This is a genomic window from Desulfosporosinus acididurans (assembly GCF_001029285.1).
GTDB lineage: Bacteria > Bacillota > Desulfitobacteriia > Desulfitobacteriales > Desulfitobacteriaceae > Desulfosporosinus > Desulfosporosinus acididurans.
The window spans coordinates 1-23,926 of record NZ_LDZY01000019.1; the positions used below are offsets into that span (position 1 = coordinate 1).

Consider the following 23,926-nt stretch of genomic DNA (forward strand, 5'->3'; position numbering starts at 1 on the left):
TTACGATCTCTCGCTTCAATATGAGTAGCATCGATGGCGATAACATCCCCATCGATGAAGCCTTCTTGAAACGCCTGAGAGACTAGTTCATTTTGAATGTTTCCTAAAGCAGAAGAGACATGGATTTTTTGAATCATCCGAGTATAAGAGGACTCACTAGGGACTGAATCTGCCATCGTAAAACCGCAGTTGAAACGGAATTCCAAGCTAATTTTTTAATCGTTTTCGTAAGTCTTTAATCGTAGGAATTCGTTCGATGACTCGAATGAATAAGGAGTAGATCATGGCAGAATAGTTAAGTCTTGTTGGAGCTCCGAGTATTGCTCTTTTGGAAACAACTCTCAACAACGAGGTGATGTCAAGTGTATCGAAAATGAGGGGATATGATTTTTTGGGAGACATTTCTAAAATTTCCTCCAAGGAAAATAGCCTTTCTTGGCGAATACTAAACATTGGGAGTACTCCTATCTACCTCTCGGTGTTGGTTTGGTCGCTTACACTTTTTCGAGGTTTTGGGGAGGTACTCCTCTTTTTGTCCTTAAAAAGATTAGTAATATCAATGGGTTCAAGTTATGAAACTAATTCATTTAGAAAAACAATTTCCCCACGTGCGCTTCTTACGCCGTTATGTGGGAAGTATTGACGGTTTAATGTCCCTTTACCGCGGGTTAGCCAATGCTGTCGCAGTCCATTTATGGGACAGCGACAGCAATGATTATAATCTTCCTTATGTGCGCAGGATTCTGCCAGGTCAACCGACTTACATCATTAACTTACTTTATCGGGTTGAAGGCTTTTATGTTGTTAAAGGAAATCCTAAAAATATCTTAACCTGGACTGACTTAACGAAACCCGGAGTTCGTTTTGTTAATCGGGAAGTAGGATCAGGGGCAAGGGTATTATTAGATGAGCAGTTAAGACTTCTAAAAATTCGCCGTCAGGATATTTGTGGGTATGGAGATGAGGAAATGACTCACCTGGCCATTGCCAGTAAAGTCGCCCGATCAGAAGCAGATGTTGGTTTAGGGATCGAGAAAGTTGCCATGCAAGTTAATGGTCTCGATTTTATCCCCTTACAGAAAGAGCGCTATGATCTTGTAATCCGCCAAGAAGATTTGGAACGTCCACATTTTCAGGCCTTAATGAGCATCCTAAAGTCACCGGCCTTTCAAAACGAAGTTTCGGGGATTGGAGGATATGATTTGTCTCTCATGGGACAAATTATTGCTGAAGTTTAAACATACCCTGTACTTATAATACCCTTTAGAAGAACTATCGTGGAATCACGATGGTTCAATTTTTTAGTCACTCTTTTTCGCCGAAACACTGCGTATTCTTGATCCGGTTGAAAGGTATTTCCATATTAATCGCGAATTTATTCTTAATTATTAGTTATCAGCGAAGAGGTGATTATTTGCGTTCACTAAAACAACAAATTCTTATCTTGCTGCTGGGTTCCCTCGTTTTATTAGCAGCATGCTTTATCGTTGTCCTCGGCTGGTATATGAAAGATAAAGCTGAAGCAGCTGCTTTTATAAAGGCCCAAACAGATTTAGCAACTTGTGAAGAAATAATTGATAAAACCTACCCCGGTACTTGGGCTGTCCAAAATGGAGAGCTTTACAAAGGGTCTGTAAAAATTAACCTAAATAATCAATTAGTTGATCATTTATCATCCCTTACCGGAGATACTGTTACTATTTTCTTGGGTAACACGAGAGTAGCTACGACAGTTCGTGGTTCGAACGACGAGCGAGCCATCGGGACCAAAGTCTCGGCCAGCGTGGCCCAAACCGTCTTGCAGGATGGCCAAACATTTATCGGCAAGGCTAACGTCCTTGGGCAGTGGTATGAAACCGGATACATGCCCCTGCGAGCCGAAAACGGTATTATTATAGGAATGTTTTATGTTGGAATTTCCCACGCCTACGATCAAAAAACCATTACCGGATCGCTGCTGACTCTCGCAGTCTTAGGATTGGCTTTAACATTCTTGGTATCCCTTATAGCCTGGTTCTTCCTGCAAAAATTTGTTATCAATCCCTTGCACGATATTACACTGGGAACCAGAGATGTGGCAACGGGACACTTAACCGAAAAAATTAAAGTCTCCGGAGCAAAGGAAATCGAAGAATTAGAAGACGCATTTAATCAAATGGTTGAGAAAATCCAATCATTAACGGATGAATTGAATCGGACATCAGATACCTTCGAAAATAATTTTGGGTCTAAGAGTAATCCCCCCGAAATTGACTTGGAAGCAGACGATGAATTCTATGCCCCCCCTACTGGCTTTACTGACGTCTCTAATCCGACCTCAATGGCAAACTCCCCGCCGACGTCTGATTCTCTTTGTGAAGAGGAGTTACCCAAAGGATTAAATCAGGCGACCCTTGAACATATCGTACAGTTCATTCAAACTACTCACCGGCCTCTTTCTGCCGAAGAAGTGGCCGAAAAGGTTAAGTTGACAAGAGTTACCGTCCGTCGTTATCTTGAATATCTTGAACAACAAGGTGTAGTAAAGTCTGAACAGAAATATGGCCGAGTCGGCCGCCCAGTTAAACTATTTATCTCGCTATAAAGCCCGATTGGGCTTTTTTTCTTTATTTACATAATTAAATTAGAATATTTTCCTTACTTACAATATTCATAAAAACACTTTTTAAATTTTCACAAACAAGACAATTCTGATAATTAGCTCTAAACTAAAAATATCTTAATCAGCTCTCTACTCTCCCCCTGAGTGCTGAGAAAGTTTATTGGAGATTAAGTAAAGGAGTGGCTAATTATGGAGACAAAGGGATTTTTAACACCGGCGGAAATCACCGAATCCACAATCCAGACAGGTATGAAAAAAGTTGCACTGCCTATACCGAAACAGATCCTCTTAGGCATTTTAGCAGGAGTATTTATAGCTTTTGCTGCAGAAGGCTCAAACATGGCAGCTTTTAATCTATTTGCCAAACCAGAGACCTATGGGCTCGGTAAAACTTTAGCCGGCGCTATCTTCGGAACTGGACTTATGCTCGTTATCCTAGCCGGAGGAGAACTATTCACCGGTAATACCCTAATCTCGGCTGGTGTTTTTGATGGTAAAATCAAAATTATGGAAATGCTTAAAAACTGGTTTTTCGTCTATATCGGCAATTTCATTGGTTCCGTATTTATTGCTTACCTTATGGTTCAATCCGGATTATTTAGCAGCAGTGCCGGTCTCCTGGGAGGAATTACGATTAAAATCGCCTCCTATAAAGTTGGACTCTCTTTTACCTCAGCCTTTTATCTGGGACTAATGTGCAACTGGCTGGTTTGTTTAGCAGTCTGGATGGCCTATGGGGCCAAAGATATGCTGGGAAAAATGTTTGCTATCTTCTTTCCAATATGGCTGTTTGTAACTTCCGGCTTTGAACATAGTGTAGCCAATATGTACTATATTCCTGCCGGAATCTTAGCAAAGTCAAACCCCAGCTGGGCAGCAGCCTCTCACCTCAACCCACAGGCCCTCGCAGGATTAAACTGGGAGACCTTCGTTATTAATAACTTAGTTCCGGTGACTCTCGGCAACATTGTCGGAGGGTGCGTATTTGTAGCAGGGATTTACTGGTTTATCTACAGAAAATCGGCGGCCGAAAAGGCTTCCCTATCGTCCTTAACAAGTCATGAGTTAGAAATGAACCCCGGGAAATAGTAATTAGCAACCTATCATAATTTCCATAATAGGATATTAGAAAAAACGAAATTAATCTGTTACGAATAAGCCGAGATTTCCCTCAATAAGAAATCTCGGCTTATTAATTTTGGGTTCAATAGCTATCTGGCACCACAGCTTTTCCCCTTGAATATTCTATCCATGGATTCAGGAGAAGGGGGAAAGTCCGATGCACATAGTATCTGCCTTATTAGTAGGTCTCGCGGCAAACCTTGATAATTTTGGAGTAGGTATAAGCTACGGAGTTCAAAAAATCCGAATTCCATTTCTCTCCAACTTTTTTATTGCCTTATTATCAGGAGCCATAACATTTATTGCCGTCTTTACCGGCCACTTCTTGAGTCACTTTATTGCCGTCGCAAATATGCTGGGTGCTGTCTTAATCATCCTTATCGGAATTTGGGTTACAGTACATAAGCCGGCTGTAGAACAGGCCTTACCGGCTGCTGTGCCCGTCATGAAGACCTATTCTATTTCTATTAAACCACTCAGTACCATTGTCAAAATCACAAAAAATCCTTCCATGGCAGACATTGATGCTAATGGGTTTATCTCGGCCAGAGAAGCCATAGCCCTTGGATTAACCCTGTCCTTTAATTGTATAGCTACCGGAATTGGGGCCGGCTTAACCGGGCTTGCTCCTTTGCCGTTAGCAATTTCAGTCTGCCTGTTCAGTCTGCTGACAATTAGTTCAGGCTATTGGGCTGGATGGAAAACGGCCTCAGACCGTCTCGAAGGTTACTCCCAATTCCTTTCCGGAGCAATGCTGATACTTATCGGGCTCTATGAATTATTAAATTAGCACGTAACACGCAAATCACTCAACGATGTCTGATTTCATAATATATGTAAGAGTACTCCTTACCTTTATCAGCGAACTGGTTCAGCTATAGCTGAACATCAGGACCCCCCCCACTTATATTTACCAATCAAAGGAGGTCTCTTGCCAAATATGTTCTGGAGATTCGTTTTCTTGATTATCTATTTAGCCTTTTTTCTTGTCCGCTCACGTTCTGGAATCAAGTTCCAAAATGCTGAAGAAGCAAACGATCAATTGAAGGACCTGGATCTTGCCGCCCAACGTGAGGGAAAAGTAAGCATGACCCTGCGTTCAATCCTTTCTTTAGTCATGCTGCTGAGTATCGTAATTTATGTCCTTAGCCCCTCCTGGCTGCAAGTTTTTAGCTTGTCCCTTCCCCTTTGGTTACGGCTTACAGGGTTAGCCTTATCCTTCACCACACTGCCTTGGCTTTATTGGTCGCATCTTGCTTTAGGCCGCCAATATTCGCCGGATCTTGATCTAAAACAGGATCACAAGCTTATTACGAAAGGTCCCTATAGCGTAATAAGGCATCCTATGTATACGATTCTCATCGTCTTTATGATCAGCATTTCACTCTTCTCAGCAAGTACTTTAATCCTCGTGCCTCATCTGGCAGCCATTATCCTGCTCCTATTACGCTTAGGCAAAGAAGAAGCTATGCTCATTGAAAAATTTGGTGAAGACTATCGGGAGTATATGTTAAAAACGGGACGCCTTCTGCCAAAATTAAATTAAGCTTGCATCCTTAGGATATGCAAGCTTAATTTAACATCTTCTTTCTCTGCCGCTTTCATTTGAGTAAGCAGTGAAGCGGCAGACTTACTTAGTCAATTTTTATAAACATTAGATTTAGAGATAACCTTGTTTCTGCTATCAGACAGTTTAACCTGGAAAGTTGCCTTTGCCATGCTTTGAGGCAGATCAATCGTTAAGGAATTAGGGGCGCAATAGGTAGTTTTGACAGCTTTACCGTTTAAATATACTTGATCATTTTCCACAAAGTTATTTCCTTCAATCATCAAAGAGCTTTCAGACGGCGTAACATTCGTAATTACCGGCAAAGCATCACCTTGGATATAACTAGTGTTCGACGGCGGCTTATGGTCTGGTTTAAGGTCATAACCATACTCTTTGCCAAATAATAAATCATATTGCAGCAATTCATAATCCTTAAAGGTATCTTCGGATATATTAGCTGCATTCCAATAATCCTTATTAATAATCACATCATTACCTTTTTGCATCAAATTCGCGAGCAGATCTGTCATAGGGCTGCCCGACTTTTGAGCAAGCTGAAGAGCAAAGGTTCCCATGAAATTTGATGACAATTTAAGGTTGTGATTTACGGTTGTCGAAAAGTTATTCCAAGTTACAAAGGGAACGCTGTGAAGGTTTAAATAATCTTGATAAGAATTGCCGTCTTTGATAAAACCAGCCTCTTTGTATACACTATAATTGTCACCAAGCATTGGCAGATGGTCACCATAAAATATGACCATTGTCGGTTGATTTATTTGTTTTAAGCCATCAATAAGCTGCTTCAGGGACTGGTCAACATCAGAAATTCTATTGGCATAGTTATCCAGAATCGCTTGAGACTGAGGACCTAGATTAGCACCGCTGGCTTTTATGGTATTTCCGGGATCCTCCGTAGAATCATAAGGGCCGTGGTCTTCCATGGAAACCGCATAGATAAAATCAGGTTTATCTGTTTCTTTTACCTCGTTCAGAATTTGTTGCGTAAGTACCGTATCGCGAATGTAGGGACCTTTGTATTCGGGATTGTTTAAAAATTCCTTCGTGATAAATTTATTAAAGCCCTCAAGTTGATAAACTTTATCCCTGCTATAGAACCAATCATCATAAGTATGGATGGCGGAGGTAGCGTAACCCTGCCGATTGAGAATTGTAGGCAAAGCCTCAATAGGCCGATTAACATATTGATCATAGGCGATAGAACCATTAGGCAAAAACTGCGTCGAAAAACCCGTCATGGCTTCAAACTCGGTATTAGCCGTGCCACCGCCGTAAACAGGCGAAACCATCGTCCCGCTTGTTTGGGATTTTTGCAGTGAGTGGAAGAAGGGTATAGGGTCCTGGTTAAAAGAAACATTTTTCATCAGAGTCGGATCCCAAAAAGCTTCGCTCATAACAAAAATAATATTAGGCTTAAAATCAGCATTCACGGGATAAGAGGACGTATTATTTTGGATAATAGTATTAATTGCATTCTCTTGATAGTTTTCTGGTTTAGTGACCTTTAAATATTCCGTATCCATAAGAAAACCAAGCATAGTTCCGTTTTGTTCATAATTCAGAGACTGACTATACGTAATCAGTTGTAAAGCAAAGACATTCTGAATGGAGTTAAAGAAAGAATAAAAAATAAATACGACAAAGAAAGAACAAAGAAATACGATAGACCGATAGCGTTGTTTTCTTTCTTTAGCAATATGTTTAAGTATGAAACGAATCAAAGCAACGGTAACAATAAGTAAGATTCCAAGGACAACAAAAACATTACGAAAATGATCAGAAATGCCCATCGCTTCTTTAGCCAAAAGAAAATCTGAGGGAAGCAGAGGGTCCCCTTTGAGTTTTAATTTTTGTTGGCTGATAAATCCCAAGGCTGAAAATAAAGCCAAAAAAATTGTTGCCGTTACTAAATATGCTCGTTTGGGTAAAATATAAAATATATTGATAATGCCAAACATCAGCAAATAGCTTAAGAAAAATTCGGAAGGATAACTCTTAATCCAAGTTATGGCCTTCATAATGCTTCCATTAGAAAAACTTTCCAAGGCCAGCAAGACAATTAAAGGAACAGTAAGAATAAATAAGATCTTGTTTTTAGTTATAATCTTCAAACCCCGGCTAAACACAAAAATCGTTCCTCCATTAATAAAAGTAAACACCAAACATTATAACAAATATAGTTCAAAAATAAGTGACAAATATTTGTAGAATTTGTGAAATATACGCTGCCAGTATTAATTATCTGCCAAAAGGGAAAACAATATGCCAATTTATTAAATTTATCAAAAAGCCTTAAAAAGCCTCAAAGGCTCACTTCTTAGTGTGCCTTTGTATTTAAAGGAGTATGTTAACATTTTATCCAGTTCACTATCTAAGTATTAAACAAACAAACCTGTTAAGCAAGCTATGTATAACGTTCAAATCTCATGAGTTTCATACATAATAGCCAATTTTCGTGTCTTAATTTATCTAAAGCAAGCGAGAAAAGGAAATTGACGCCTCAGAGGCTCCTTCCTTTTTCCACCCATCTTTGATGTAAAAACTTATAGCTCTTTGATTCCAAGGCAAGGCCGATAATCCAACTTTTTTAAAGCCTAGTTCTTTCATCTCTTTACAAAACTCAGCTGTTAATTCATTGGCTATGCCTAATCCCCGATAGCTTCTATCAACTGCCAGAGCCAATAGCCTTGGTTGTTGGGATAAGCAAACTTCCCGTTTTTCTCCAGAATTATTATCCTTCACAGAAAAGGAAAACAGCGCCTTCAGCGCCACATGTACGTGTCCAAGTCTCTTTGTTATATGCCTCCGAATAAAAGAGTCCTTAAGGAATCTGGAAATAGTAAGGTAAACTAGCATCATAAAGTTGTCTCGATAAAATTCCCGAAAAGGGTTATCGGAAGTCGTAGCTAAAATGAAGCCGATTACCTCATTCTTATACTTTGCTGCATAGCCAAAATTCGCGTCGGACTTAACGAATTCTGAAATAAAAAGCTCTAAAAATTTATATCCCATATGCCCTAGAAAGTGATTTTGAAAGGAGCGTTTATATAATCGAGCGACTAAAGGTATATCCTGACTTTGCAGATGCATAACGTCTATATTACATTTACAATTATGGTAATTAAGGCTATTATTTGGCACGTAAGCATATACCTCTCTTTTGAAAATTTCCGCTGATTCTTTATTCACTGGAAAAATAAAAGGATATGCTTTTAGGATAATTTATAAGTTTTAAGATATTGTCAAGTCACTATGGGATTTCTATGGAGATCCCTTTAAGATTCCAGAGTCATTCTCCATTATTGCCTTAATTTTTATATCAAAAATTGCTTAATGCAAGAGAGGTGTTGTTTCCTATGAGTATGGATTTTCGTGGTCTGGGGTTTGGCGCCGGTTCAGGGAACACGGGTTCAGGAGGAAAGCGCTGGCAGTTAAGAGAACTGGCGAAAAACGAACATCTCGACTGGTCTATCATCAAACGAGTTGTTAAAGCATTTATCCCTTATTGGCCTAAAGCCATCCTCGTGACAATCATCATTTTTATTACCGCTATAGGTGGTGTTCTGCCTGCTTGGTTAACCCAAAAGATCATAGATGATGGTATCCAGAAAGGGCAACTCCCTACCGTTATTTATTTAACTATGGAACTTATCGCGGCAGCAGTTATCACAGGATTACTTGGAGTTTGGCAAAACTGGCTTAGCAATCAAATTGCTCAAAACGTTATGGCAGATTATCGATTGGCTTTATTTCGCAACCTTCAGCGACAAACAGTAAATTTCTTTGCATCCCGTCAGTCCGGAGATCTTGTGTCTCGGATCATCAATGATGTTACAGCAATTCAAAATGTCATTACTTCAACCTTAGTAGGATTTATCAGCAATCTTCTTACCATCACAGTAACCTTGTTGTTGATGTTTAAAATGAATTGGCGGATGTCTGTATTGGCTGTTATTGTTGTACCTGGCTTTGTTATTCCAACGCAAAAGGTTGGCAGAATAAGGCAGAAAATTCAAGCGGAAATTCAGCAGTGGCTATCCGCGCTGACAGTTCAACTCAGTGAAGCCCTCGGAGTAAGCGGAGCGCTTCTGATTAGAATATTTAACCGTGAACCAAGAGAAGAAACGAAATTTCGTCTCGCCAATGAAAAATTACGAGATTTGCAAATACGCCAGGGACTAATTGGCCGCTGGCTGTTCATGTGGTTAGGTATGTTTTCTTCAATAGGTCCTGCCTTGTTGTGGGGTTATGGGGGCTGGTTAGTAATACACCAGGAAATGAATCTTGGTGTCATTGTCGCTTTCACAACGTTATTATCTAAATTGTATGGACCGTTAAGTCAGTTAGCCCAAATCCACGTTAATGTTCTCTCATCGATTGCTTTATTCCGAAGAATTTATTCAATTTTGGATATTGAACCAGAAGTTCAAGACGGCCCAAGAACTATTCCGCCTAACAGTGTTAAGGGACATCTTGAACTAAAAGATGTTTCCTTCTCTTATCAGCACGAACCTAAAGATGGGGAAACAAGGCTGGCTCTCTGCAACATTAACTTAACGGTAGAGCCCGGACAAACCGTTGCCCTTGTTGGCCCAAGCGGAGCTGGAAAAACTACACTCTTAAATTTGATACCTCGGTTCAGCGATCCAGTATCAGGCTGTCTCTTTTTAGATGGTATAGAATGTCATAGTCTATCCTTAGAATCTTTAAGAGCACAAATGGGCTTAGTACCCCAAGACCCTTTCTTTTTCCATGATACGGTCTACCATAACCTTCTTCTCGCCAACGAAAACGCTAGTCAAGAGGATATGGAAACGGCTTGCCAAGCAGCCCAAATTCATGACACCATTGCCAATTTACCTCAAGGTTATCATACTGTCGTCGGGGAACGAGGATATCGTCTCTCCGGGGGAGAACGACAGCGTTTAGCTATTGCGAGAGTACTGCTTCAAAGCCCCCGTATCGTTCTTTTAGATGAAGCAACGAGCGCTTTAGACACGGTTGTTGAACGAAAAATACAGGATGCATTGGCATTTTTATTAAAAGGAAGAACCGCAATCGTCATTGCCCACCGTCTATCGACGATACTGGCGGCTGACAAAATAATTGTTTTAGATAAAGGTGAGATAATCGCTTCTGGTACCCATCAGGAACTTGTAGAGAAAAACCCTTTGTACAAAAGGCTTTATGAAACTCAATTTTCCCTTCCCTAAATCCCCCCATTCTTGGCTACTTGATAACGTCCAATCCCTTTCGAGAATTCAACTGTCGTCTCATATACTTTACAATTTCCACATCAAGTTCTTGACTAATGGGTTAATAACTCATCTGCAGAACACGTTTTTCTCCTATCTCTATTATTCTGGAAAGTTTTCCATGATAAACCCAACCGCACCCAGTGAAATGGCATCTTTAACCTGGTGTTCATGCCCCAGAGAAGTAATAATGATAATTCTGGCGCTGTTATCAATTTCTTTAATCATTTTAATAACCTTAATTCCATCTAATTTGGGCACTGTAATATCCATAGTTACCATATCAGGCTTAAGCTCATTATAAAGCTGTACAGCAGACAACCCATTATCGGCTTCACCTACAACTTCAAAGCCACTAGTTTCTAAGAGGTTTTTAATAGAACGTCTCTTTAATGCCGAGTCGTCAACAATTAATGCTCTCTTCAATTACTTTACACCTCATGTTCTTCTTGTGAACAACATTTATTTCATATATTTTATTGTAACAATTTATCAACTGGTCGATAGTACACAAGGTCATTGATTTTAATGCCAAAAGCACTTCCCTTATCCTAATAGTGCTATTAGCACTCAAGATTATTTTAAATTTTCGCAATAAATCGTAAAGTTCATTTTTATATTATCTCGTTGTATAATATTCAATAAGATAGTTTTAGAGGTGTTCGTAATATGTCTTTTAATGACGACAAAAACAAGATGATCGAAACTTGCCAAGCCATCTTAGACTCTTGTGATAAGCCCTTTGTTTGGGAAGAAGAAGATTCTTATAAATATGGTAACTTTAAAAAGCCTTTTAATTTGTTTTTCCCTCACCCGCAAATTGATGGGGAGTTACAAAAGTTGTTTGAGAAATTTTCCAATTCTTCTTATTTATACGATCAGATTAAATCAACCTGTACCCTTGAGGCTGAATGGTCTGAGTCTGGAACATACGGTTTAGATAGGGATTTTACTTGTTACTTTAGCAAATTCGCTTTAAAACCTGAATATGTTGGACAAATCAAAGCATATTTTAATCAACGCCTCAACGAATTACAGAAGGAATCTTGCTAGAATGTAGTTATCATATAATTAAGGATTTTTTCTAATCTATGACAATGTTGTCTTTATTATATGAAACTCGGTTTCATATAATAAAACTTATAACATTAGATGACCTATTTTTCTTAATAGCTGCAATGAAAAACTCTTCTTTCCGCTTGATAATGTTATTGCATTTGGGTATGTTAGGAGTTGATGGTTTTTGTTAAATTAGAAGTATTTGGACATGACTAAATTGCTCAAAATGATGTACGAGGAGGAGTAAACGATGAAAATTAATAAAGCCGCGCAGGCTGGAGCTTTAGAATCCAGCGATGTACTTGTTACCGTTGAACCCAATCCTGAAGGCGGGATTAAAATTGAACTCGAAACAAAACGTGTTATTCAGAAACAATTTAGCAAGCAAATCGAAAAAGTGATCCTTGAGACTGCAGAACAAAGCGGCGTCGAAGATGTACTTATTAAAGCACAAGACAAAGGCGCATTAGATTATACCTTTAGGGCCAGGGTTCAAGCAGCGCTTCAACGGGCTTCTATTTAAGCCTTTTATAGATGACTAAGATAATATGAAAAGGAGTATCAAGATGAGTCAAAACAGGAGTATGCTTATTATTCCAGGAAATAGCCCCAAGGGGCTTCAAAACGCTCCGGTATTTAACCCGGATTTACTTGTCCTTGATCTGGCTGATGGTGTGCCGCTTGAAGATAAGGACAGCGCCCGCTTACTCGTTAAAGAAGCCATTGGTTTTATGGATTATGAAAATACCCAGGTTGTCGTAAGAATTAATTCCCTCCAATCGGGTTTCGGAGCCAAAGACATTGAGATCATTACCCCAGTTCAGCCTATTGCCTTTGTTATTCCACAAGGAAACGCAGAACAGCTTCAAGAGATTGAAATCCTTTTAGCAGAATCCGAAAAGAAGGCAGGACTCAAAGAAGGAAGTATTGGCTTGATCCCAGTAGTTGAAACCGTTAAGACCTTAGAACAAATGTCTTCACTTCTCAACGTATCACCCCGCATCAAAAGTGCCTTTTTCAATGCCGAAGGTCTTGCTCAAGAGCTTGGAATCGTTCGCAGTAAGGAGGGTGACGAGATCCTCTATGCCCGGAGTAAGTTTGCCATGACTTGCCGTGCCGCAGGCATGAATAGTTTTGATACTGCCTTTACTGACAGCAACGATTATGAGGGTTTAGAGAAAGATTGTCTTAAAGCCCGTAATCTCGGTTTCACTGGTAAAGCTGCCATTGATGGCCGGCAAATTGATACAATTCATAAAATCTTTGTTTAGTGAATCAAATGGAAACGAGGTGTAGTATCGCATGAAAAATAGTGTAGGACGTGAAATCCCAGAATATATTGAGAGCTATGGCCAAGTGAAACCCTTTGACGGAGCTCTGGCCAATTACGGCGAACGCACTAAAACATCAGTAAAACTGCGTTCTGTTAAACCTGGTGATAACAAACTCGTAGAAACTATTGATGAAGTACTCGATAAAGTCGGTATTCGTGATGGTATGACAGTATCCTTCCATCATCATCTCCGCAACGGAGACTTTGTCCTTAATCTGGTTATGGAAGCTATCGCCAAGCGCGGGGTTAAAGATATTACCGTTGCCGCAACCGGTATTTTCAAGATCCACGAACCACTTGTTGATTATATCAAGAGCGGAATTGTCACCGGAATTTCGGTAAACTATATCGCACCAGGTCCTGTTGCGACCGCTATTTCTAAAGGATTATTAAAAAAACCAGCAGTTCTCATGAGTCATGGCGGCCGTCCCCGGGCTATTGAGAGCGGCGACTTGCATATTGACGTTGCTTTTATCGCTGCGCCAACAGCAGACTCTTATGGCAACATGAACGGAGTTCAGGGGAAAGCGGCTTGCGGAACATTGGCTTATGCCGTTTCGGATGCCCAATATGCTGATCACGTCGTTGCCGTTACAGATAATCTTGTCCCTTATCCAGCTTGCCCTATTGAAATCAGCCAGGATTACGTTGATTATGTTGTTAAGGTTGAATCAATCGGCGATCCAAACGGAATTGTTTCCGGAACTCTGACTGTAACCAAAGATCCCGTAGGTTTGCGTATAGCTAAACTTGCAGCCCAAGTTATTGAAGCAACAGGTTATATTAAAGAAGGAATGTCTTTTCAAACGGGAGCAGGCGGAACTTCCTTAGCTGTTGCGGCTGAAGTTCGCAGGTTTATGAAGGAAAAGAATGTCGTTGGGAGCTTTGCTGCCGGAGGTATCACCGGTTATATGGTTGATATGCTTAACGATGGGTTATTCCGCTCCCTTTTTGATGTACAATGTTTTGACTTAAAAGCTATTGCTTCCATGCGTGACAATCCCAAACACCAAAAAATGAGCGGTTCACTTTACGGGAATCCCCATAATAGAGGTGCCGTCGTAAATAATCTTGATGTCATGATTTTGGGTGCCACCGAGATTGATACCGACTTTAATGTTAATGTCGTTACCGGTTCTGACGGGATTATTATTGGGGCTTCCGGCGGACATAATGATACTGCCGCAGGCTCAAAACTTGCCATCGTCGTCACAAACTTAACCAAAGGCCGTCTTCCGGTTGTTAAAGATCAGGTTACAACGGTCACAACTCCTGGAGAGACAATTGATGTTCTTGTGACAGAACGAGGGATAGCAGTTAACCCTGCACGGCAAGATCTTATTGACAAACTTAAAGATACTGACCTGCCAATCGTCCCGATTGAAGAATTAAAAAATATTGCTGAACGTTTAACCGGCAAGCCAGAACCCATTGAATTTTCCGATCAAGTCGTGGCTGTTGTTCAATATCGGGATGGAACGGTCATTGATGTCGTTCGAAAACCACTCTAAATTGTAAAACCAGATTTACCTTAGATAAACGTTTATTTCAAACATCTCAAAATCGATGCAGTTTTATATGAATATACCCGATTTGCTAAGGAACCCCGTGTTTTAACGACACGGGGTTCTTAACTTCGGATAAATATCTTATTAAAAACAAAACGGCCATCACCTTCTTAAAGTGACAGCCTGATTAGACGCATGTTTTGATTCTGTAGAAGTCATCCATGACTAGTTTTTAAATGTTGTGGTTTAATTACATAATCTCTTTTTCCCGGTAATCTTCGCACCAGTTTGAAAATCTGATAACACGAAGTAACGGTTACAACCGCACATGAGCCGAGAAATATACACAGCATAATCATTGAAATCCATGCTAACATAGTAACGCCCCCTTTAAACTTTTTTTGTTTAATCTTAAAACTTGCTCACAGAATGATAACCATACGCTGTTTGATTAGTTTATCTATTAGAATGTCTTTGAGATAGTGTTTACAATCACAAATCGTTAGACTAATCTCATGTCATATTTTTCTCTACCTTAAGCTTTATGGTTCACTTCCTTCTCATTTCTTTTACTTGTGCTAATAATAACATTCTCAAGCTTATATGTCTATAGGCAATTACTATTTTACTGATTAGAATTATCAATAGCAAATCTAATGTCTCGCACATGCCATACTGAGAAAAGGATTAACGCAATTTCCCATTGTCGTTATTTGTCTATCCAGCTACTTTTGCAATCAGTTATTTATCGTTAAGCAAACACAATTCGAAAGGCTCCTTGCTTTTATAAAAGATACGTAGTAGTATTAAAGAAATAACAGAAGATTGGAGTTGAAAAGATGCGTAATTTTTCTTGCTAAACAATCGGGCATGATGAAATAAGTATGGTTACCTAAAACCGCTTGTTTTGTTGTGCATATGCAAGAAAGTTACTATCTCTTTTCACTCAAATAATACCTCCCTGCCACACCTATGTAGGTTTGGTTTTGTTGTGTATTTGCGAGCTGCAAGAATTAACTTTCTTGCAGCTCTTAATTTTTCACAGGAGGATAAAACTATGTCGCTAATCAATGTTACAAATTTAACCTTTGCCTATGATGGCAGTTATGATAATGTCTTTGAGAATGTCAGCTTTCAGATTGACACAGATTGGAAACTGGGCTTTACGGGCAGAAACGGCAGAGGGAAAACAACATTTCTCCATTTATTGCTCGGCAACTATAAAAACAGCGGTCATATTTCTGCCAATGTCAACTTTGAATATTTTCCGTTCAATGTAGATGCTAAGGAAAATAAAACCCTCGATGTTATTAACGACCTTTTTCCAGATTATGTTCACTGGGAATTAATACGTGAACTCTCGCAGCTCGACGTTTCTGAGGAAGTTTTGTATCGCCCTTTCGAGACATTATCAAACGGAGAACAAACGAAAGTGCTGCTTGCAACGTTGTTTCTTAAGGAAAATAGTTTTCTCTTAATTGATGAGCCCACTAATCATCTTGATCTGACAGCCAGAAAACTGGTTAGCGACTATCTCAAGACCAAACGGGGATTTATTCTCGTCTCACATGACAGAGCTTTTCTAGATAACTGCATCGACCATATTCTTTCGATTAATAAGACTAACTTAGAAATCCAAAAAGGTAATTTTTCCTCTTGGTGGAAAAATAAACAAAAGCAAGATAGCTTTGAGCTTGCCGAAAATGAGAAGCTGAAAAAAGACATTGATCGTTTGAACGATTCTGCTAAGCGAACGAACAACTGGTCTGAGGAAGTGGAAAAGACTAAAAAAGGAACCAGGAATTCTGGAAGCAAGCCCGATAAAGGGTACATTGGTCACAAGGCAGCCAAAATGATGAAACGCTCTAAGTCAATGGAAAAGAGACAACAAGCGGCTATTGATGAAAAATCCATGCTTCTCAAAAATCTTGAAGACTCCGACAGCCTGAAGATTTCACCCCTGGCTTATCATAATGAACGGTTCGCTGAACTCGAAAATGTTTCCATATATTACGATGAAAAGGCGGTTTGCGAAGCAATAAGCTTCACAATTGAGCAAGGGGACCGGATTGCCCTTATTGGTAAAAACGGCTCAGGAAAATCAAGTCTTCTAAAACTAATTTGTGGCGAGCCTATAAACTATACGGGTAATATCCGCAAAGGAAGCCAACTTGTAATATCCTATGTTTCGCAGGACACCTCACATCTTCAAGGTAATTTAAAGGACTATGCTCAAGACAACGGAATTGACGAAAGCCTTTTTAAAACAATTTTGAGAAAGCTTGGTTTCGCCAGGGTTCAATTTGAAAAGAATATCGAAACATTCAGCGGCGGCCAGAAGAAAAAGGTACTGATTGCCAAAAGTTTATGCGAAAAAGCTCATCTCTATATTTGGGATGAACCACTTAACTTTATTGATGTAATTTCTCGTATACAAATCGAAGAGTTATTGCTTGAATACCAGCCAACTATTTTGTTTGTTGAGCATGATAGGTCATTCAGCGAGAACCTTGCGACAAAGTTTGTAAAATGTTTGGATACCTGTAGATCCCTCTAAAATCCTCTGAACAACTCAACTGCAGTTTCAATAATCTTATCCCAAAAGCGTATTCGTTGGTATGTAGAAAAGGATAGGCAAATTTACTAATGCAAACTATCGCGGTCTGTCGCATCAGGAACCTTTTCCAACCAACCATATTCCACCATTAATTCTGCTCCATTCTTGGCCAAGAAAAGAACATCAGTAACTAAACCTCGAAACGTTGATACTAAATCAGACCGAGCACTATTCGTGTCTGCAATTCCATATTCCGTTAAAATATAGCCTATAACAGAAGTCGAATGGGTTAGAATTAATCTATCACTTACTGAAGACTCTTTTGTGTCAGATATAAGAATTTTTGTCATTTTCGGCGTAGGAAGGCTCTCCTCCGACAAAAAAGCACTAAGGATTTTTAAATGATCTCTAGCCGTTCCAATTGCTTTAAGAAGATATTTCTTTATTTTCTCTGACTTAACGACCTGACTATACCCAACATGTAACGTCTCAATTAATTCTTTAGTTTCCACTAAGGCATAAAGATGGCTTATTTCCAGGGCATTGAGAGGTCTCTTCTTTCCAATAAGACTTCCAAAGTAATCCTTGTCATGAACATAGTCTACTCTGGAAGGAACCTGGATAATCGGGGGTTTATCAATAATTCCTTTTGCTAACAGTACATCAGTAGATTTTTGATGAACCTTTGTAGACGTATTAATGCATTCTACAAAAAACTTACGAAAATCCGAACGAGTTGACGCTGCCATAGCATTGCAATAGTAATACAAAACAAATTTTTGCATCAATCTAGTGTACTGGAGTGTAAATGATTCGGAGAAAAGCTCTTTGGCATTGACATCAACATCCTTCTCGCCAAAGGCATCAGGAATCGGGCAATTAATTGAATTCAACAAACCCTCCATAGATGTCACCCGTTGCGTTGAGACATCAAGAGCTTGCTGTAAAACCATTCGAATATCAGGATCTTTAGCTTTCGAAACATAATCTTTCAAAAAGCAAACAGACATACATTCTGCCAAATATCCAGACCAAAGATAACCGATTTCTGGTGAAGTTGGCAGAATATTAGACACGTTATGTTGAAAGGCTCCAAAAGAAACTTGTTCTTGTTGGGTTGATGCCTGATTGAATTCCTGTATGGTCATTATTTTTTACCCCCTGTTGAATGTAGTAGCTCTTTTACTAGCTTATCCTTCAAGAGGCTTTTTTATGGTTTCCACCCAGAGCAATAAACATCTAACTTTTCTAATAAGTTAAATTTTTAGGGAAAAAGGAGAGCATGACACTCTCCTTTTCTACTAGTCAAAGCAGCTCAAGTTCGTTCTGATCATATGCAAATTCATGAGTTGAAAAATCTAATTGGACAACAAGGAAGACTCCCATTTCATCACGATCAACACGAACAATGGTACCCTTGTGATCATTATTTGTTTTAACACGGTTACCTACTTGAAACTTCTTATCTTGCATTAAAAGAGGATTTGTTTCCAATTCAAATATACTTTTTGACATCTTTAGGCCCCCCCGTAATAAATACATCGTTGTGTTCTACCTTCAGCTCTTTAGTTAGCTGCATTTTTTACCACACCCTTTTATTGCTTAACAATGGCCGGGAACTTAGCAATTTTCTTTTAGGTGTCTTAATTTTATCTAAATTCTCAATTTTAATCTGTGATCTAAATCAAATATTTATATGACTTTAGTCATGGCTCATTGAGCATCATCAAAAACAAAACTCAAATTGAAGCTATAAATTATTAAAGAGTGATTGATAACTCTTTCAATCACTCTTTAATAATTTAATTGATTTCTTTATCTTGCAAAGATTTAAGTTTTCTTTTTTCTAACGTATATAACACTTTTAAATAAAGGGACCAATCAAAAGGGCAAGCGTTAAACCGATTAAAATTATCGTAGTAGTCCATCCAACTATATTATGAAATAACTTGTTCGTATGCTCTCCCATGATCTCCTTGTTATTGATTAAAAGCATCATACAAATTAGTACGACAGGCAGCAATACTCCGTTTAGAACCTGCGACCATAAACTTATCAATATAAGCGGCGCATTCGGTATAAGAATAATCCCCACAGCAATGATCAAGATCGCCGTAAATAATGTATAAAATTGAGGAGCTTCATTTAGTTTTTTATCAATACCTGCTTCAAAGCCAAATGCTTCACATACATAAAATGCTGTGGCAATCGGAAGTATCGTAGCCGAAAAGACCGAAGCTATAAATAGACCGAAAGCGAATATTTGAGACGCAAACGTCCCGGCAAAGGGTTCCAAGGCCAATGCTGCATCTTTTGCCTCTTCTATTTTAACACCATTCACATGGAGAGTTGATGCACAGGCAACCACTATAAAGAAGGCAACAACTACTGTGGCAATACTGCCAATAATTACGTCCCACATGGTAAATTTATAATCTTTAATTTCCAATCCTTTTTCTATTACGGCCGACTGCATGTAGAATTGCATCCATGGAGCTATCGTTGTCCCGATTAAGCCGATAACCATCGTAACATAATCGAAATTATATTCTATATCCGGGTGAATAATTGAGCTGCCAATTTCTCCCCAGTTCGGTTTTCCCATAATAGCCGATATGATGTAAGAAAGAAGGAACACACTGAAGATTAAAAATATCTTTTCAGCCATACGATAAGTGCCTTTGACAACCAGAAACCATACAGCAATAGCCACAAGTGGTACCGCTATATATTTGCTGACATCGAAAACCTGCATACTACCCGCTACACCGGCGAACTCCGTCGTTGTATTTCCGATGTCGGCAATGAGCAGACCAATAAAGATAAAAAATGTAATTTTCACCCCGGCGTTTTCCCTAATTAAATCAGCTAGTCCTTTTCCTGTGACCATACCCATTCTAGCGTTCATTTCCTGTACAACGACAAGGGCAACGAAGGCAGGAATCAATGTCCATAAAAGACTATATCCGTAGTGCGCTCCGGCCACCGAATACGTTGTAATCCCGCCGGCATCGTTATCAACACTCCCCGTGATAATACCCGGACCTAATACTGCCAAAAATAAAACCAGATTTCTTAATAAGGATGATTTCTTAGCTTGCGTCATCATGGTAATCACCTCCATCTAATTTCTTCTTTTTCTTACGACCAAATCCATGACATCATTAATAATGACCATACCAAGCATCTTCATTTTTTTGTCAACAACTGGAACTGAAAGCAAATTATATTTCGTTATTATTTCATTCAGTTTTTCAATCTTTTCATAATCGTATACATAGATAACATCTGTATGCATGATCTCCTTAAGTTTTACATCAAGTTCAGAAATAACAATATCCCTTAACGAGACTATCGCGATAAGTTTTTCATGATCATCAACAATATACAGATAATAAACCGTATCTGGTTCAGGTTTTAAGTGTCTTAACTCCCTTAACGTTTCGTTGACTGTCATGCTCTGATTAAGAGAAATATAATCTGTAGTCATTAAACTTCCTACCGTGTCATCCGGGTATTCCATCAATTCCCGAACTTCAAGAGATACTTCTTGTTCCATCTCATTTAACAGTTTCTCGGCATCTTCCTCTTCCATCTCATCAAGAATATCTGCGACTTCATCTGCCGGCATTTTCTCAAGAACGTCGGCTGCCTTTTCTACCGAAAGGTTTGCCAAGACGTGTAATTGCGCATCAGTTTCAAGTTCTTCCAGTACATCGGCAGCTTTCTCTTCGTCGAGAGAGTTAAAAATGGCAACCTGAGTATGCCTGTCATAATCTTCAATAATATCTGCTAGATCAGAGGGATGAAGGGTTAAAAGTTTATCATGTTCTTTGGAAAGCGTTAGTCCTACATGGATATAATCTACAGAAGCCACATCATCCCATAAAATCATTTTACTTGGTACGCGAATCCCAAAAGGCTTCAAAATCTTCTTTATCGGTTTAGCAATTCCAATACGTCTCAAAAGGCCATCGAAACCTACATCAACCGCAATCGTAAATATACCGCTTTTAAGAATTGCTAACCTTAAATCATTCACCCTTACAACTTTCCGACCATCCATATCGACGATTTGCTTGTCTAAAACATGCTTTTTCAGGAACATGGTATTCTCTTTGGCAACTGTCATTTCTTGTAACTGATCACACCGAATAATGTACTGACCCTTATCTTTAAAAATTGATATCCCTGAAAAGTCAATAACTCTAATTTCTCTCTCAAGCTTAACTTTAGCCGCAATCACTTTTGGACTAATCTCGTTTACATCAACAATTAAATCTAATAGTTTGCCTATTGTTTTATGATTACTCGAAATAACTTTATTACCTAATACCCGGCTAAGATAAAACGTTGATACTGACACAATAAATCCCTCCATTTCTTATATGGAGGGATTTTTGACAATAATATATTAGACTTAGATATATAAATAAATCAAAGTCAAAATTCCCCCCACGCTATATTCAAATAAAAGCATCTACCATCAGGGTCTGTGTCCATCATGAACAACCTCCATGTTTCAGACTATAAAGTTGCAATGCAACTGTTACAACTTGCGAAAAATAATAAAACCTTCGCCAGAACTTGAACAACATGGCGAAGGCATAATAATCCCTTGTTAAATCCCGTTCAAGTTTTAGCTCTGCAAGGCAGTGAAATTACATTAGGTTATGCCTTGTTTTTCGACATATCCTGTTGACCTTCTCGAGTTGTCTCCAACTCTCCGCGGCAGCAATCCATATCCTTGCGGTAGCCTCACCTACCGAGTAATTATTGACTTCGCGTTTATTATAATACTTTAGTCGCCTAATTACAAGCACACGAACTCAGTTTTTGTGCAATTTGTTTTGTTTTAGTGCATAAACCTTAAATATCTGTACTATGCTCAATGGATTCTTATTTTAAACCAGATATAGCCTTATTTCAAGGAGATATTGTATGAGATAATTGCCAACGAGATGGATTGCACCTCATAAATTAACTTATTACTTAAGAATAATTTCATTTATACATGACAATAATTATTAACATCCACAGTAGTCATTTTTATGAAATCAGATATAAAATACTAGCTCATCATTGAAAATTTAGCACAAGAAAACATATCGTCCCGGATAAAGTATTTCTTGAATTTTAAGAGATTTCTTATGGACAAATAGATTACTTTGGTTTATTATTTATTCATTGTTTTTATTCATACTATTTTTATCGGAATAGGTGGTATACTTATGCTGAACATTATCAACAAGTGGGCATTAAATGCCCAAAAACTTAATAGTTTTGAGTTAACTAAACTGGATACCGATGGACTCGACATCTTAGACAAACTTAACTATTTTCAGAAGGCGAGCTTTACTTCTATAAGCAATGAAGAAAGAGACCTACTTAAATGGGCAGGTATTTATATCCAACGTCCTCGCTCAGATGGATATTTTATGATGCGTGTCAAAATTCCCTTCGGAGTCATGATAAGTACCCAAGCGCGGGTTCTTGCCTCTATCTCTAAGGATTATGGCCGGGATATCTTAGATATTACCACCCGGCAATCAATTCAATTTCATTGGCTAAGGATAGAAGATATTCCAAGTATTCAGAGCAAGCTCGCCTCGGTAAACTTGAGTAGTGTCGAAGCCTGCGGAGACTGCCCTCGCAATATTATTGGAAACCCCCTGGCAGGAATAGATCCTCATGAAATCTTGGACACTCGTAAGATTCAAAATGAAGTTTACAACTTCTTTCAAGGAAATAGAGATTTCTCTAACCTTCCCCGAAAATTTAAAGTTTCTATCTCAGCCAATATCTTTGATACAGGTCATGCTGCGATTAATGACCTTGCCTTTACACCAGCCTCTAAATTAATTGATAATGAAATTGTTCAAGGTTTCCACGTTTACGTTGGCGGAGGGTTATCTGCCAAGCCCCATCTAGCAAAGAAACTGGATATTTTTCTGAAACCTGATGAGGTTCTCAAAGTAACAATTGGTGTTGCAAGCCTATTTCGTGATTTTGGCTATCGTCAAAGCCGACAGCATGCCCGCCTAAAATTTTTAGTCGCTGATTGGGGTGCCATGAAATTTAAGCAAGAACTTGAAAAGTTAGTTGGGCCTCTTTTAAGCGGAGGGGATGATTTAATCTGTGGTTGGAATGCGGGATATTTTAATGGCATTCATCAGCAAAAACAACCTGGGCTTCATTATTTTGGTTTGTCGGTCCCTCTTGGACGTCTAAGTGCAGATAATCTCAAGGATTTAGCAGACATTACCGACAAATACGGAGATGGAACAATACGAATTACAAATTCCCAAAACATAATACTTGCCGGTATTTCAGATAACCGCGTGATGTCCTTTTTACATGAGCCGCTGTTACATGTATTAACCCCTTTCCCAGAAACGTTCAAAGCTCATACCATTTCTTGTACTGGTAAGGATTTCTGCAATTTAGCCATTGTAGAAACAAAAAAATACGCTCGACAGATCTCCCAATACCTCGATAATACATTAAAATTAGATACTCCTATACGCATTCATATTACCGGTTGTCCCAATTCTTGCGGCCAAGTGCAACTTGCAGATATCGGACTGCGAGGAGCCAAATCTAAAAAAACAAGTCAAACGATTGAAGGTTTTGAACTACAAATCGGAGGTGTATTAGGCCCGGAGCCTCAGATCGGAACAAGTTTAAAAGGATTCATCCCTGCAGATATTGCACATGTCGTAATTGAACAATTAATTCGTTTTTATAAGGATCATAGAATAGATCATGAGTCTTTCAATACATTTATTAATCGAAATGGAACAGAAGAATTTCAGAGCATCCTTAATAACTTCCTCGACAGGATTTTTGTTCCGACAGAGTCTCGATACGGATTAACCTAGGACTTCTTGGAGGATAAACGCTAATCATATAAAATATCTACT

Annotated in this window: 18 protein-coding genes, 2 pseudogenes and 1 riboswitch; of the genes and pseudogenes, 12 read left to right on the top strand and 8 right to left on the bottom strand. The window is 38.9% G+C overall.

Going from position 1 to position 23,926, the window contains the following annotated elements:
* Positions 1-453, bottom strand: a pseudogene (locus DEAC_RS23005) (transposase); the annotation flags it as partial.
* A 131-nt stretch (positions 454-584) separates the two neighbouring features.
* On the opposite strand from DEAC_RS23005, the pseudogene DEAC_RS19950 reads away from it, so the two are divergent.
* The 5 genes and pseudogenes from DEAC_RS19950 to DEAC_RS22435 form a co-directional block, all read left to right on the top strand.
* Positions 585-1,238 (top strand): annotated as a pseudogene (locus DEAC_RS19950) (substrate-binding domain-containing protein); the annotation flags it as partial.
* 176 nt (positions 1,239-1,414) lie between these two features.
* On the top strand, positions 1,415-2,584 hold the full coding sequence (locus tag DEAC_RS19955) for a cache domain-containing protein (protein ID WP_047811858.1): 1,170 nt from the start codon (positions 1,415-1,417) through the stop codon (positions 2,582-2,584).
* Between the two features lie 207 nt (positions 2,585-2,791).
* Positions 2,792-3,691: a formate/nitrite transporter family protein gene (locus DEAC_RS19960; protein ID WP_047811859.1), complete on the top strand. Its 900-nt coding sequence runs from the start codon at positions 2,792-2,794 to the stop codon at positions 3,689-3,691.
* A gap of 190 nt (positions 3,692-3,881) precedes the next feature.
* Positions 3,882-4,514, top strand: coding sequence for a sporulation membrane protein YtaF (gene ytaF, locus DEAC_RS19965; protein WP_047811860.1), 633 nt, complete (start codon positions 3,882-3,884; stop codon positions 4,512-4,514).
* Between the two features lie 150 nt (positions 4,515-4,664).
* Positions 4,665-5,270 carry a methyltransferase family protein gene (locus DEAC_RS22435; protein ID WP_053006540.1) on the top strand — a complete coding sequence of 202 codons (606 nt, stop codon included), beginning with the start codon at positions 4,665-4,667 and terminating at the stop codon, positions 5,268-5,270.
* Positions 5,271-5,362: 92 nt separating this feature from the next.
* Here the strand turns inward: DEAC_RS22435 and DEAC_RS19975 are convergent, their stop codons facing one another.
* A complete protein-coding gene (locus tag DEAC_RS19975; RefSeq protein ID WP_083996357.1) occupies positions 5,363-7,417 on the bottom strand; it encodes an LTA synthase family protein in 2,055 nt (684 codons plus the stop codon).
* Positions 7,418-7,760: 343 nt separating this feature from the next.
* Positions 7,761-8,381 (bottom strand): GNAT family N-acetyltransferase, encoded by a 621-nt coding sequence (locus DEAC_RS19980; RefSeq protein ID WP_047811895.1) that lies wholly within the window; start codon positions 8,379-8,381, stop codon positions 7,761-7,763.
* A gap of 266 nt (positions 8,382-8,647) precedes the next feature.
* Between DEAC_RS19980 and DEAC_RS19985 the strand changes: the two genes are divergently transcribed.
* A complete protein-coding gene (locus DEAC_RS19985; RefSeq protein ID WP_083996360.1) occupies positions 8,648-10,504 on the top strand; it encodes an ABC transporter ATP-binding protein in 1,857 nt (618 codons plus the stop codon).
* A gap of 144 nt (positions 10,505-10,648) precedes the next feature.
* Here the strand turns inward: DEAC_RS19985 and DEAC_RS19990 are convergent, their stop codons facing one another.
* The gene (locus tag DEAC_RS19990; RefSeq protein WP_047811861.1) at positions 10,649-10,972 is read right to left on the bottom strand and encodes a response regulator; all 324 of its coding nucleotides are present in this window, start codon (positions 10,970-10,972) and stop codon (positions 10,649-10,651) included.
* Positions 10,973-11,215: 243 nt separating this feature from the next.
* On the opposite strand from DEAC_RS19990, the gene DEAC_RS19995 reads away from it, so the two are divergent.
* The 5 genes from DEAC_RS19995 (at position 11,216) to DEAC_RS20015 (ending at position 17,003) form a co-directional block, all read left to right on the top strand.
* Positions 11,216-11,599: a hypothetical protein gene (locus DEAC_RS19995; RefSeq protein ID WP_047811862.1), complete on the top strand. Its 384-nt coding sequence runs from the start codon at positions 11,216-11,218 to the stop codon at positions 11,597-11,599.
* A gap of 256 nt (positions 11,600-11,855) precedes the next feature.
* Positions 11,856-12,128: a citrate lyase acyl carrier protein gene (gene citD, locus DEAC_RS20000; protein WP_047811863.1), complete on the top strand. Its 273-nt coding sequence runs from the start codon at positions 11,856-11,858 to the stop codon at positions 12,126-12,128.
* Positions 12,129-12,171: 43 nt separating this feature from the next.
* Positions 12,172-12,876 (top strand): HpcH/HpaI aldolase/citrate lyase family protein, encoded by a 705-nt coding sequence (locus DEAC_RS20005; RefSeq protein ID WP_053006541.1) that lies wholly within the window; start codon positions 12,172-12,174, stop codon positions 12,874-12,876.
* 31 nt (positions 12,877-12,907) lie between these two features.
* Complete coding sequence (citF, locus tag DEAC_RS20010) at positions 12,908-14,449, top strand: citrate lyase subunit alpha (RefSeq protein ID WP_047811865.1); 1,542 nt, start codon at positions 12,908-12,910, stop codon at positions 14,447-14,449.
* Positions 14,450-15,503: 1,054 nt separating this feature from the next.
* Complete coding sequence (locus DEAC_RS20015) at positions 15,504-17,003, top strand: Lsa family ABC-F type ribosomal protection protein (RefSeq protein WP_047811866.1); 1,500 nt, start codon at positions 15,504-15,506, stop codon at positions 17,001-17,003.
* Positions 17,004-17,089: 86 nt separating this feature from the next.
* On the opposite strand, the gene DEAC_RS20020 is transcribed toward DEAC_RS20015, so the two are convergent.
* The 4 genes from DEAC_RS20020 to DEAC_RS20035 all read right to left on the bottom strand — a co-directional run bounded on the left by DEAC_RS20020 (position 17,090) and on the right by DEAC_RS20035 (position 21,369).
* Entirely contained in the window at positions 17,090-18,151 is a 1,062-nt protein-coding gene (locus DEAC_RS20020; protein WP_047811867.1) for a DUF3231 family protein, read from the bottom strand.
* 157 nt (positions 18,152-18,308) lie between these two features.
* On the bottom strand, positions 18,309-18,518 hold the full coding sequence (locus DEAC_RS20025; RefSeq protein WP_047811868.1) for a hypothetical protein: 210 nt from the start codon (positions 18,516-18,518) through the stop codon (positions 18,309-18,311).
* Between the two features lie 349 nt (positions 18,519-18,867).
* Positions 18,868-20,112, bottom strand: a complete 1,245-nt coding sequence (locus tag DEAC_RS20030; RefSeq protein ID WP_047811869.1) for an Nramp family divalent metal transporter — start codon at positions 20,110-20,112, stop codon at positions 18,868-18,870.
* Positions 20,113-20,127: 15 nt separating this feature from the next.
* Complete coding sequence (locus DEAC_RS20035; protein ID WP_345788186.1) at positions 20,128-21,369, bottom strand: magnesium transporter; 1,242 nt, start codon at positions 21,367-21,369, stop codon at positions 20,128-20,130.
* Positions 21,370-21,621: 252 nt separating this feature from the next.
* Positions 21,622-21,780, bottom strand: a riboswitch (M-box (ykoK) riboswitch).
* A 454-nt stretch (positions 21,781-22,234) separates the two neighbouring features.
* On the opposite strand from DEAC_RS20035, the gene DEAC_RS20040 reads away from it, so the two are divergent.
* Positions 22,235-23,884 carry a nitrite/sulfite reductase gene (locus tag DEAC_RS20040; RefSeq protein ID WP_047811870.1) on the top strand — a complete coding sequence of 550 codons (1,650 nt, stop codon included), beginning with the start codon at positions 22,235-22,237 and terminating at the stop codon, positions 23,882-23,884.
* Positions 23,885-23,926 lie beyond the last annotated feature (42 nt).